Below are 12,802 nucleotides of genomic sequence, written 5' to 3'. Positions count from 1 at the left end.
GGGCATTATTGAACAATCTTGTATGGTGAGCCAGTTCAAATCAGCTGGCTGACACGTTAATCCATTAATTCAGGTGGATTACACTTCATAGTGCGGCCCCGCTTTTTCCCGCGCCGGACAACCTGAGGATGACAATCATGGGAAGCAAGAAGAAAACCAGTGTCGCAGTTGATGTCATAAAGCATGAGCCGTTAAAAACGAAAGAGTATGAAAAAGAACTTCGTCGCCTCCACGTTGAACTGGTTAAACTCCAGCAGTGGGTCGTCGCAAAGGGATTAAAGGTCTGCATTGTCTTTGAAGGGCGCGACGGTGCCGGTAAAGGCGGAACCATTAAAGCCATCACTGAACGCGTTAGCCCACGCATCTTCCGGGTTGTTGCGCTCCCCGCCCCGACGGAAAAAGAGAAGACCCAGCTCTATTTTCAGCGCTATGTTCCCCACCTGCCAGCCGCCGGCGAAATTGTCATTTTTGACCGCAGCTGGTACAACCGTGCGGGCGTTGAACGGGTGATGGGATTCTGCACACCGGAGCAGGTCGAGAAGTTTCTTGATGGCACGCCGGTGATGGAAAAAGCAATGGTGGATGCCGGGATCATCCTGCTCAAATACTGGCTGGAGGTCACGCCAAAAGAACAGGAGCGTCGTCTGCGCGATCGTATTAACGACGGGCGAAAGACCTGGAAATTATCGCCAATGGACATTAAGTCTTTCAATTTGTGGGATGAATATACCGTGGCGCGAGATGCGATGTTTGCTGCCACCGACACCGCCTGGGCGCCGTGGTTTGTCGCCCGTTCGGAAGATAAAAAACGCGTGCGCCTGAACATTATTTCGCACCTGCTGGCGCAAATCCCGTACAAAGCCATTCACATCGAAGCGGTGAGTTTGCCGAAGCGTAAGATTGGTAAAGTGAAGCCGACCCAATACCCGTTCCGGTATGTTGAAGAGCGTTTTTGACTGAACCGTTCGCGGGTCATTCGCTGACCCGCGAACGCGGGACTTACGGCATCCCTTTCGTACTTTCCTGTTTCGCTTCCAGCCGCTCAACGTCACGGTACCAGCGCGGGTGGTGTTTCTGCGCCCAGCGGCGGCTCACCTTCCCTTCAATCATGCCTTTAATCGACCCTTTGACCCAAAAGGCCATATACATGTGGATCAGGATGGCGTGGATCAGAATGATCGCTGACGTCGCGTGAATAAGCAGCGCGTAGCGAATCACCTGAATGGGGAAGTAGTGCGCAAAGTACGGCCGCCAGATAATGACGCCGGTGACCAGCAGCACAAAAATCATGCTCATGATGGTCCAGAACATCATCTTCTGCCCGGCGTTGTATTTGCCGACCTTCGCAACCTTATGCTCATTGCCCTTCAGAACCTCAATAATCCCCTTCAGCCATGGAATGTCATGCTTATCCGGAATATTGTGATGTACGAAGCGCGCAAACATAAACATCAGCACCACAAAAATCAGCACGCCGAAGAACGGATGCAAAATACGCCCCATCTGTGGCGTCCCGAAGGTTTCCGTCAGCCACTGCAGCGTCGGGAAGAAGAAGGAGATCCCCGAGACCGCCACCAGGAAGAAGCAGATCACTACCGTCCAGTGACAGGCGCGGTCGACAAACTTCGTGCGCACAATCCATGACTTACTCATGAGGTTCCTCCTCATCGTCATCCACCTCTTTGTTGGGTCCGATACCGATGTAGTGATAAATCAACCCGGCGAAAGTAGCGATAAAGCCCGCCGCAGAGAGCGGTTTGAGCGCCCCTTTCCACAGGTTGATCGAGGTATCGATCGCAGGATCTTTCGGCAGATTGTGGTACAACTCCGGCTGGTCGTTATGGTGCAGAACATACATCACGTGCGTTCCCCCCACCCCCTGCGGGTTATAAATGCCCGCACTGGCGTAACCGCGCGCTTTCAGTTTGTCCACGCGCTGCTGGGCTACCTCCAGCATCTCTCTTTTGGTCCCGAAGTGGATAGCCCCGGTCGGACAGGTTTTCACGCAGGCAGGCTCCTGCCCGACGCTCACGCGATCGACACACAGGGTGCATTTGTAGACCCGGTTATCCTCTTTATTGAGGCGCGGAATATTAAACGGACAGCCCGCAATGCAGTAGCCGCAACCGATGCAGTTATCCTGCTGGAAATCGACAATTCCGTTGGCGTACTGGACGATGGCCCCGGCTGACGGACAAGCCTTCAGGCACCCCGGATCTTCGCAGTGCATACAGCCATCTTTACGGATCAGCCACTCCAGCTTGCCGTTCTGATCGGTTTCGCTAAAACGCATCACCGTCCAGGATTTGGCACTCAGGTCCGCTGGATTATCGTAAACCCCGACGCAGTGTCCTACTTCATCGCGGATATCGTTCCACTCCGAGCAGGCCACCTGGCAGGCTTTACAACCCACGCAGGAAGTGACATCGATAAGCTTTGCGACTTCTGCCTTATCATCCCGCGCACGAGGCGCGGGGGTGATGGAGTTGGTCGCGGAGCGTTTAATAATGTCCTGTGTTTCCATTGCCATGTATTCGCTCCTTACGCTTTCTCGATGTTGACCAGAAACGCTTTGTACTCCGGCGTTTGCGAGTTGGAATCGCCGACGTTTGGCGTCAGGGTATTGGCGAGGTAGCCTTTTTGCGCCACCCCTTCAAAGCCCCAGTGCAGCGGAATACCGACGGTTTCCACCTGCTGACCATGCACGTTCAGCGCCTGCAGACGGCGCGTAACCACCGCAACCGCGCGAATAAAGCCGCGCTTGCTGCTCACCTTCACGCGGTCACCGTTGGCAATACCCTTCGCTTTCGCCAGCGTTTCGCTGATCTCCACAAACTGTTCCGGCTGGGCAATGGCGTTAAGCCGTGCATGCTTGGTCCAGGTATGGAAATGCTCGGTCAGGCGGTAGGTTGTCCCGACATACGGGAACCTGTCCTTCTTGCCTAAACGCAGGACGTCCTCTTCATAGATACGCACCACCGGACTGGATATGACGTTCGGGTGCAGCGGGTTGGTTCCGAGCGGCGTTTCCATTGGCTCGTAGTGTTCCGGGAATGGCCCCTCCGCCAGCTTATCGAGGGCAAACAGGCGTCCCAGCCCTTCCGGCTGCATGATAAACGGCCCGGTCTCACTGCCCGGTGCGGCGGTGCTGAAGTCCGGAATATCGTTACCCGTCCATTTGCTGCCGTTCCATTCGATCAGCATCCGTTTCGGATCCCACGGTTTGCCGTTGATATCCGCAGAAGCACGGTTGTACAGCACGCGACGGTTCAGTGGCCATGCCCACGCCCAGCCCAGCGTATTGCCCAGCCCTGACGGGTCGGCGTTATCGCGGTTCGCCATCTGGTTACCCTGTTCCGTCCAGCAGCCGGTGTAGATCCAGCATGACGACGCGGTCGTGCCGTCATCCCGCAGCAGCGCGAAGCTGTTGAGCAACTGACCTTTCTTCGCCAGCAGCGTGCCGTTCGCGTCAAACAGATCCGTCAGCGCAACGCCGTTATTCTCTTTGGCGACCTCTTCGGATTCAGGATGGTCCGGCTGTTTGTAATTCCAGCTCATCCTCAGCAGCGGTTCAGCGCCTTTCCCCCCTTCGGTGCGATACATTTCACGCAGACGATGGTAAATCCCGGCCAGGATTTCGCCGTCGTTACGCGCTTCACCCGGTGCATCCTGGCCTTTCCAGTGCCACTGCAGCCAGCGGCCGGAGTTGGCAATCGACCCGTCTTCTTCTGCAAAACAGGTGGACGGCAGGCGGAACACTTCGGTCTGAATCGATGCGGGATCGACGTCGTTCATCTCACCGTGGTTCTGCCAGAAGTTGGAGGTCTCGGTCACCAGCGGATCGATAACCACCATGTATTTCAGTTTGCTCAGGCTGCGAACGACCTTGTTTTTGTCCGGGAAAGATGCCACCGGGTTAAAGCCCTGGCAGATGTAGCCCGTAACGTTGCCCTTATCCATCATGTTGAAATACTTAATGACGTCGTAGGCCTGGTCCCATTTCGGCAACCACTCGAAGCCCCAGTCGTTTTCCTTCTGCGCGGCATCGCCATAGAACGACTTCATCAGGCTAACGAAGAACTTCGGATAGTTACTCCAGTAGTTCACCTGATCGGCACGCGTCGCTTTTGGCGTGTTGGCCGCCAGATAGCTGTGCAAATCAGTCTGCTTTTCAGACGGCAGCGTCAGATAGCCTGACAGGCTGGTCGACAGCAGGCCCAGATCGGTCAAGCCCTGAATGTTGGAGTGTCCGCGCAGGGCGTTCACGCCGCCGCCGGCCATCCCCATGTTTCCAAGCAACAACTGGATCATTGCCATGGTGCGGATGTTTTGCGCACCGACGGTATGCTGCGTCCAGCCGAGCGCATACAGGAACGTCGTGGTTCTGTCGGCGGCGCTGGTTGACGCCAGTACATCACACACCTTGAGGAAATCTGCTTTTGGCGTGCCGCAGATATTCTCCACGACGTCCGGCGTATAGCGGGAAACATGCTGTTTCAGCAAATTCCATACGCAGCGCGGATGGCTCAGGGTCTCATCGCGTCTGGCGTAGCCGTTTTCATCGAACTGGTAGTTCCAGGACGATTTATCGTACTGCCGTTTTTCCGCGTCATAACCGCTGAACAACCCCTCTTCAAAGGCAAAATCATCCCGTACCAGGAGGCTGGCATTGGTGTAATGCTTAACGTATTCAGCGTTAATTTTGTTGTTTTCAATCAGGTACAGCAGAACGCCCGAGAGGAACGTAATGTCCGTACCGGAGCGAATAGGCGCATAGATATCCGCCACCGATGCCGTACGCGTAAAGCGCGGATCGACAACGATCAGCGTCGCATCGTTATTATTTTTCGCTTCCATCGCCCAGCGGAAACCCACCGGATGGGCTTCAGCGGCATTACCGCCCATCACCATCACGACGTTGGCGTTTTTGATATCAACCCAGTGGTTGGTCATCGCACCGCGACCAAATGTTGGAGCAAGACTTGCTACCGTTGGTCCGTGTCAGACGCGCGCCTGGTTATCTACCGCCAGCATGCCGAGGGAACGCACAAATTTTTGCGTCAGCATGCCGGTTTCATTACTTGCCGCGGACGCGCACAGCATGCCGGTCGACAGCCAGCGGTTCACCGTAACGCCCTGCGCGTTCTTTTCGATAAAGTTGGCGTCGCGGTCAGCTTTCATCAGTTTTGCGATTCGGGAAAACGCCTCATCCCAGGAGATACGCTGCCATTTGTCAGATCCTGGCGCACGGTATTCCGGATAGCGCAGACGGTTTTCGCTGTGGACATAATCCAGCAGACCCGCCCCTTTCGGACAAAGTGCGCCACGGCTCACCGGATGATCCGGGTCCCCTTCAATATGATAAATCGCTTCTTTGGCGTTCTTCGCACCATCGCCCAGGCTATACATTAAAAGCCCACAACCTACGGAACAGTATGTGCAGGTGTTACGGATCTCTTTCGCGCGCAGCAGTTTATAGTTGCGTGCCTGAGCCAGCGCCATTTTGGGTGCAAATCCCAGCATTGCGGCTGTTGTTCCGGCCATACCGCCCGCGCAGATTTTAAAAAATTGTCTGCGGCTGACGTCCATTGTTGTCCTCGTTTTCATATAAGACTTCGCGCCGCAAACTAGCAGTAAAGCCCCTGATTTTTTTGCGTCAAATCAAGGTCACTTGTCTTCACCCCCTTAATAGTCACCCCCACGGAATTTAAATACCTCTTTTTGATTAAAGACTTAAGAGAATAATTCGCGATGGCAGGAGGATTAATGCTATAAATTTTTCCTTTGATTTTTATAGCGGTGGCAGGGTTATGGACAGAAAGAGAGCAACGCTCACGGGACTGGCGGCGATACTGTTGTGGAGCACCATGGTTGGCCTCATTCGTAGCGTCAGTGAGGGGCTGGGACCGGTGGGAGGCGCCGCAATGATATACACCCTCAGCGGATTACTGTGCCTGGTGACGGTAGGATTTCCTGATATCAGACGGTTTTCACCCCGGTATCTTATTGCCGGCAGCGTGCTGTTTGTCAGCTATGAAATTTGCCTTGCCCTGTCGTTAGGCTATGCCGCAACGCGCTCCCAGGCTATCGAAGTGGGAATGGTCAATTATCTCTGGCCAAGCCTGACGATTGTGTTTGCCATTTTATTTAACGGCCAACGGTCCACCCTGTGGGTGATCCCGGGCTTAGCCGTCTCATTGTTGGGCGTCTGTTGGGTATTAGGCGGAGAGCAAGGGCTACATCTTGATGACATCATGTGTAATGTCATCTCAAGCCCGCTCAGCTACGCGCTGGCGTTCGCCGGGGCTTTTATCTGGGCGGCTTACTGCACCGTCACCAGTAAGTTTGCCAACGGGCAAAACGGGATAACGCTTTTCGTGCTGCTCACCGCGCTCAGTCTGTGGGTGAAATATGCGTTCAGCGAACAGCCGCAAATGGTGTTTACTCTCCCGGTGGTCGTAAAGCTCATCATGTGCAGCGTCGCACTGGGGTTTGGCTATGCGGCATGGAATATCGGTATTCTTCATGGCAACGTCACGGTACTCGCAGCGGTATCCTATTTCACGCCTGTACTCTCAGCAGCACTCGCTGCCGTATTGCTGAATTCCCCCCTCTCGTTTTCTTTCTGGCAAGGCGCATTAATGGTTTGTGCCGGGTCTTTGTTGTGCTGGTACGCCACGCGAAAATAATATCGCTATCTTCTGCCGGGTCCATAATCGCCCGGCGGGAATTAACATAAATTTAATATGTGATCGCGCGTCAAAATAATGATCGGCGCGTTAGAAAAGCCGTTTAGATTCTGTTTATATTACCGCCCTTTCGTAAATCTCCGTCGTCCTTTATTGACATAACTTGACACCGTTACGTTATTAATCCCTTGCGAATATTAACAATGTATATAGCACAAAGTGCAATAGTGTGTTTCTGTGTGTTTCATGTCCAACAACGATTATCCCGTATAATGAAATAGTTAACTTACTGATTTTAAACAAATGACATTTATATCAAACGCGTAAAAAGACAGAAAATACCGACAATTAACAAAAGAAACTAAAACGGCTGAAAACTATATTGCGGCCAATGGTTTTGTTGAATAATTCATCAAAAAATGCACAAATCACCACCATCTCATTCGTTACAGCCGCAATTTATCCGATCCGGATCACACTAATTGAAATTATTGCTAATATTTTGAAACTTATTATTGAAACCCTACTACAAGATTCTTAAAAATAGCATGCCATTGATGATTAGCCTCGTTTAGAAATCGTTCAAAGTGGCTCAGGAAATACTGAAGAAAATTATAAGGAATATTTAAGATGAAACTTAAATTAGTTGCAGTGGCAGTGACTTCCATGTTGGCAGCAGGCGTTGTAAACGCGGCTGAAGTTTTTAACAAAGACGGTAACAAACTGGATCTGTACGGCAAAGTAACAGGTCTGCACTATTTCTCTGATGACGCTGGCAACGACGGCGACAAAACCTATGTTCGTCTGGGCTTCAAAGGTGAAACTCAGATCAACGACCAGATGACCGGTTATGGCCAGTGGGAATACGAGTTCAAAGGCAACCGCTCTGAATCTCAGGGTTCTGACGGCAACAAAACCCGTCTGGCATTCGCGGGCCTGAAATTCAACGAATTCGGTTCTTTCGACTACGGTCGTAACTACGGTGTTGCTTACGACATCGGCGCATGGACTGACGTTCTGCCAGAATTCGGTGGTGATACCTGGACTCAGACTGATGGCTTTATGACTGGCCGTACGACTGGCGTTGCAACTTACCGTAACACCGACTTCTTCGGTCTGGTTGATGGCCTGAACGTGGCTGCTCAGTACCAGGGTAAAAACGACCGTAACGACATCACCGAAGCGAACGGTGACGGCTGGGGTCTGTCTTCTACTTATGAATTCGAAGGCTTCGGTGTAGGTGCTACCTACGCGAAATCTGACCGTACTGACCGTCAGGTTGCTGCTGCAAGCAATCTGAATGCAGGCGGCGAAAACGCGGAAGTATGGGCTGCGGGTCTGAAGTACGATGCCAACAACATCTACCTGGCAACCACCTACTCTGAAACCCGTAACATGACCAACTTCGGTAGCGGTTTCATCGCTAACAAAGCGCAGAACTTCGAAGTGGTTGCTCAGTACCAGTTCGACTTCGGTCTGCGTCCATCCATTGCTTACCTGAAATCCAAAGGTAAAGACATTGGTACTTACGGCGACCAGGATCTGGTTGAATACGTTGACGTTGGCGCGAGCTACTACTTCAACAAAAACATGTCTACCTACGTTGATTACAAAATCAACCTGGTTGACGACAGCAGCTTCACTAAAGCAGCTGGTGTTTCTACCGACAACATCGTTGCTGTTGGTCTGACCTACCAGTTCTAAGATTTGTTAGTATAAAAAAGCCAGCCTTCGTGGCTGGCTTTTTTTATTCGGTTTGACTGGCGTAATAAAGGAGCACGCCATGCATATTTTCAAAGGACGCTGCCTGTGTGGGATGAGCCAATTCAGCGTTTCCCTCAACAATTTCGACGTCTATGCCTGCCACTGTACCCAGTGCCAGAAATGGTCGGGGGGAATGGCCATGTATCTGGAAGCGCAGGGGCAACCGCTTGTGGAAGAAGAGTCGATAGCCCCTTCTCATTTCACGTCATCTGCGCGCGGCGAACGCTGGTTTTGTCCCGGATGCGGTTGCCCGCTGTGGTTCACGCTGACCGCACGCTCAACGACGCGCTATTTCATTCCCTGGACACAGCTTGAGATGAGCGAAGACGAACGTCGCCGTCTGATACTTGCCGCTGAAATCTATACAGAAACGCAACCCGCATTCTTTGGCCTGACCGGGCAATACGCACGCTTTAGCGGCACCGAAATTGAAGCACACGACAAGCGCTGCCTGCTGACTCCCCATGACGCACACTGAGGGTTACCCGGTTAGCATTGCACCACCGGGCCTGATTTTACTGTTTCGGTACGTTTGCCAGGCTAAACCAAATCCCGACCGCCAGCACCAGTAACATTGCGCCAGCACTGCCTAACGCCACGCTGTGTGACGTGATAAAGGCCGTTTTTGCCGCCGCAATTAACGACTCCGCCAGTCCTGGAGTCAGGCTCTGCGCCACGTTCACCGCTTCGCCAATCGATGACGAGGCCTTATCGGCCAGCGTCGCGCTTAGTCCCTGCGGCAGGACAATTGACGCCGAGAAGCTGCGGGTTAACAGCAGACCAAAAATGGCAATGCCCAACCCTGCGCCCAGCTCATAGGACATGGTTTCAATCGCCCCTGCGGCAGCCGCTTTCTCTTTTGGCGCAGCCGCCATAATTGCCGAGGTTGAGGCCAGCAGCGCACTGGCGGCACTGAAGCCCAGCAGCACCATCAGACTCCATGCCTGCCAGTGCTGCGTGCTGAAGTCGAGCAGCGACAGACCGATAAAGCTGACGGCACTCAGCCCCATTCCGCCTGCCGCCACCAGCCGCAGCCCCAGACGACCGACCAGCACACCGGCAATCGGCCCGCTAAACCCGCTGGCAACCATCAGCGGCAGCATAAACATCCCCGCTTCAAACGGCGTAAAGCCATGTACAAACTGCAGCTCCTGGGCCATCAACAGCTCAAACCCCACCAGCGCGATCATGGCGGTCATCGCCATCACAACACCGCTTAAAATAATGCGATGACAGAACAGGCGCATGTCGATCATCGGCACGCGGGCGCGAAGCTGGATCCGCACAAAGATCATCAGCATCACCGCTCCGGTGAGCAGCGTCATTGCCACCAGCCACGGAGAAAGCACCCCTTTGAGCGCGGTTTTCGCGCTGTAGACCAGCAGCAATATCGCCACAATCAGCATGACTGCATGGGCAATATTCAGCGGCTGTTCCGGGCGTCCCTGTTGACGAGGCACCAGACGCGCGGCAAGGGAAACAACGATGACCACGATCGGTACGTTGATCAAAAAGACCGATCCCCAGTAAAAATGCTCCAGCAACATACCGCCAATCAACGGACCAAACGCCGCACCGCCTGAACCGACGGCGGCCCAGACCCCAAGCGCGATGTTGCGATCGCGCGCATTAACGAACAACGTGCGGATCCCCGCAAGCGTGGCCGGGATGATCATCGCCGCCCCAATCGCCAGCGAGGCGCGGGCAGCAATCAGCCATCCTGCTGAAGGCGCAAATGCAGCTGCCAGCGATGACAAGCCAAACAGCGTACTGCCAATTATCAACAACCGTTTAAAACCAATGCGGTCACCCAGTGCGCCCATCGGCAGCACCATCCCCGCCATCACCAGCGAGTATATATCGATGATCCACAATAATTCGTTACCGCTGGCACCCAGCGTCATACTCAACGTCGGCGCCGCTACGTGCAGTACCGTCGCGTCGATCGCCACCGGGATATACACCAGCACGATAATGACTAACGCTAACCACTGACGAAACATAAATTTCCTTTTCTTTTAAATCATGGACACATGTCCAGTTTGCGATCCTACGTAAAGTTGAACGAGTGTCCAGCTTTTTGTTACACTTGTTTCAGTCCCATTAAGAGTGAGTGAAAATGCGATATCTGAGCAAGGATGAAAGGCGGGAAGAGATTTTACAGGCCGCTATGCGCGTGGCGCTCTCTGACGGACTTTCCGCAATGACGGTACGGCGAATTGCCGCCGAAGCCGGCGTCGCCACCGGACAGGTCCACCACCATTTCACCTCTGGCGGGGAGCTAAAATCGCTGGCTTTTGTGCGGTTAATCCGTGAACTGCTGGATGCGGATGTGGTCGGCAAGCAGGCCAGCTGGCGACAGCAGCTGCATGCCATGCTCGGCAGCGATGATGGCCGGTTTGAGCCCTATATTCGCCTGTGGCGTGAGGCGCAGATCCTGGCAAGCCGGGATACGGACATCAGGGGCGCATATGTACTGACCATGGAGATGTGGCACCAGGAGACCGTCGCCCTTATCAAAGCAGGCACTGACGCGGGAGATTTTACCCCGGGCGATCGGCCAGAAAATATTGCCTGGCGTTTAATTGGTCTGGTGTGTGGCTTGGACGGCATTTATATATTAGATATCCCAGAGATGGACGACGCTGCCTTTAATAACCATCTTGATAAATTAATCTCTCTGGAATTGTGTTAATACTCACTTATGAGTATTAACAACCCTCACTTACAATTCGTAACACATTAAGCGAACCCTTATTTCCCCTCCCGGCTCAGGGATTCGCTTTTTTATCTATCCTTTCAGATGTATCCCAAACCATCCAATAATTCCAGAAACACACTGTCAGACATCCACCTGTTTTTACTCCATTTTTTCTTTTTATGGTTAAGCAAGAGGGCGACATGTCACAACAAAGTGAGAAGAATAATCCTTATCTGCTGAGCAACTGGAAACCCGAAAATGCGCAATTCTGGGAGAATAAAGGAAAACATATTGCCCGAAGAAATCTTTTAATTTCTGTGGCTTGCCTGTTATTAGCGTTTTGCGTATGGATGTTATTTAGTGCCATTGCGGTCAATCTGAATAAAGTTGGATTTAATTTTTCCACCGACCAGCTTTTTATGCTAACAGCCTTACCCTCCCTGTCCGGTGCGATATTGCGCGTCCCCTATTCGTTTATGGTTCCTCTCTTTGGTGGACGCTACTGGACGGTGTTAAGCACGGTGATCCTGATTGTTCCCTGCGTCTGGTTAGGGATCGCGATTCAGGACACTGCCACTCCCTACTGGATCTTTATCGTCATCGCGCTGCTGTGTGGTTTTGCCGGCGCTAACTTCGCCTCCAGCATGGGCAATATCAGCTTCTTCTTCCCGAAAACGAAACAGGGTAGCGCCCTGGGGATTAACGGCGGGCTGGGGAATCTGGGCGTGAGCGTAATGCAGCTGGTCGCGCCGCTGGTGATCTTCCTGCCCATGTTCACCTTTCTCGGCGTAAACGGCGTGCCGCAGGATGACGGCTCAACGATGTGGCTGGCCAATGCCGCGTGGATTTGGGCGCCCCTTCTCCTGCTGGCCACGATTGCGGCGTTTTTCGGCATGAATGACATCGCGAGCTCTAAGGCCACGATTGCCAGCCAGCTACCGGTGTTAAAACGTTTTCACCTGTGGCTCCTGAGCCTCCTCTACCTGGCAACCTTCGGTTCGTTTATCGGTTTTTCAGCAGGCTTCGCCATGCTGTCGAAAACCCAGTTTCCTGACGTCAATATCCTCCATCTGGCTTTCTTTGGCCCACTGATTGGCGCGCTGGCCCGTTCTGCGGGCGGGATGATCTCAGACAAACTCGGCGGCGTACGCGTCACCCTGATTAACTTCGTCTTTATGGCGCTTTTCAGCGCCCTGCTTTTCCTGACGCTTCCCGGTTCCGGGTCGGGCAGTTTTCTCGCCTTCTATCTGGTCTTTATGGGTCTGTTCCTCACCGCCGGACTGGGCAGCGGGTCAACGTTTCAGATGATTGCCATCATTTTCCGCCAAATCACCCTCACCCGCGTGAAGCAACAAGGGGGAAGTGACGAGCAGGCGCAGCATGAAGCAGTCACCGAAACCGCGGCAGCGCTGGGCTTTATCTCCGCCATCGGTGCCGTCGGCGGGTTCTTCATTCCGAAAGCCTTCGGCACGTCGCTGGCCATGACCGGCTCGCCTGTGGGTGCCATGAAAGTTTTCCTCGTGTTTTACATCGTCTGCGTCCTGGTGACCTGGCTGGTTTATGGCCGCAAATCTTCACAACAATAACAATTACACATTCGCCTGAGAGTGGGCAGCCCTCTCCGAAAAGGCTATCGAAGCAGGAGAAA

The 12,802-nt window shown here is 53.2% G+C and carries 10 protein-coding genes; 6 read left to right on the top strand and 4 right to left on the bottom strand.

The window, feature by feature from the left end:
• Nucleotides 1-137 precede the first annotated feature (137 nt).
• Entirely contained in the window at nt 138-956 is an 819-nt protein-coding gene (gene ppk2 / locus AAIR21_RS02920) for a polyphosphate kinase 2 (protein ID WP_183516338.1), read from the top strand.
• A 43-nt stretch (nt 957-999) separates the two neighbouring features.
• Here ppk2 and fdnI read toward each other — a convergent pair whose 3' ends face one another.
• From fdnI to fdnG, 3 genes are read right to left on the bottom strand one after another with little or no spacing between them, the layout of a single operon-like run.
• Nucleotides 1,000-1,653, bottom strand: a complete 654-nt coding sequence (gene fdnI, locus AAIR21_RS02915) for a formate dehydrogenase-N subunit gamma (protein WP_044859317.1) — start codon at nt 1,651-1,653, stop codon at nt 1,000-1,002.
• On the bottom strand, nt 1,646-2,530 hold the full coding sequence (fdxH, locus tag AAIR21_RS02910; RefSeq protein ID WP_121339651.1) for a formate dehydrogenase subunit beta: 885 nt from the start codon (nt 2,528-2,530) through the stop codon (nt 1,646-1,648). The genes fdnI and fdxH overlap by 8 nt, the downstream gene beginning before the upstream one ends.
• Before the next feature lie 11 nt (nt 2,531-2,541).
• Nucleotides 2,542-5,589, bottom strand: coding sequence for a formate dehydrogenase-N subunit alpha (gene fdnG / locus AAIR21_RS02905; RefSeq protein WP_183516653.1), 3,048 nt, complete (start codon nt 5,587-5,589; stop codon nt 2,542-2,544).
• Between the two features lie 221 nt (nt 5,590-5,810).
• On the opposite strand from fdnG, the gene yddG reads away from it, so the two are divergent.
• The 3 genes from yddG to AAIR21_RS02890 all read left to right on the top strand — a co-directional run bounded on the left by yddG (nt 5,811) and on the right by AAIR21_RS02890 (nt 8,931).
• The gene (yddG, locus tag AAIR21_RS02900) at nt 5,811-6,689 is read left to right on the top strand and encodes an aromatic amino acid DMT transporter YddG (protein ID WP_183516337.1); all 879 of its coding nucleotides are present in this window, start codon (nt 5,811-5,813) and stop codon (nt 6,687-6,689) included.
• A gap of 630 nt (nt 6,690-7,319) precedes the next feature.
• Nucleotides 7,320-8,393 carry a porin OmpD gene (gene ompD / locus AAIR21_RS02895; RefSeq protein WP_020884056.1) on the top strand — a complete coding sequence of 358 codons (1,074 nt, stop codon included), beginning with the start codon at nt 7,320-7,322 and terminating at the stop codon, nt 8,391-8,393.
• Between the two features lie 79 nt (nt 8,394-8,472).
• On the top strand, nt 8,473-8,931 hold the full coding sequence (locus tag AAIR21_RS02890) for a GFA family protein (RefSeq protein WP_020884055.1): 459 nt from the start codon (nt 8,473-8,475) through the stop codon (nt 8,929-8,931).
• A gap of 37 nt (nt 8,932-8,968) precedes the next feature.
• Here AAIR21_RS02890 and AAIR21_RS02885 read toward each other — a convergent pair whose 3' ends face one another.
• Nucleotides 8,969-10,456 carry an MFS transporter gene (locus tag AAIR21_RS02885; protein WP_020884054.1) on the bottom strand — a complete coding sequence of 496 codons (1,488 nt, stop codon included), beginning with the start codon at nt 10,454-10,456 and terminating at the stop codon, nt 8,969-8,971.
• A 116-nt stretch (nt 10,457-10,572) separates the two neighbouring features.
• Between AAIR21_RS02885 and AAIR21_RS02880 the strand changes: the two genes are divergently transcribed.
• Nucleotides 10,573-11,148, top strand: a complete 576-nt coding sequence (locus AAIR21_RS02880) for a TetR family transcriptional regulator (RefSeq protein ID WP_020884053.1) — start codon at nt 10,573-10,575, stop codon at nt 11,146-11,148.
• A 206-nt stretch (nt 11,149-11,354) separates the two neighbouring features.
• Nucleotides 11,355-12,740: a NarK family nitrate/nitrite MFS transporter gene (locus AAIR21_RS02875; protein ID WP_025204128.1), complete on the top strand. Its 1,386-nt coding sequence runs from the start codon at nt 11,355-11,357 to the stop codon at nt 12,738-12,740.
• Nucleotides 12,741-12,802: the final 62 nt, after the last annotated feature.

The sequence above is a fragment of the Enterobacter sp. PTB genome (assembly GCF_051130085.1).
Taxonomy (GTDB): domain Bacteria; phylum Pseudomonadota; class Gammaproteobacteria; order Enterobacterales; family Enterobacteriaceae; genus Enterobacter; species Enterobacter ludwigii.
The sequence above is the reverse complement of the archived record's forward strand: the minus strand, read 5'-3'. Positions and strand labels throughout refer to the sequence as shown.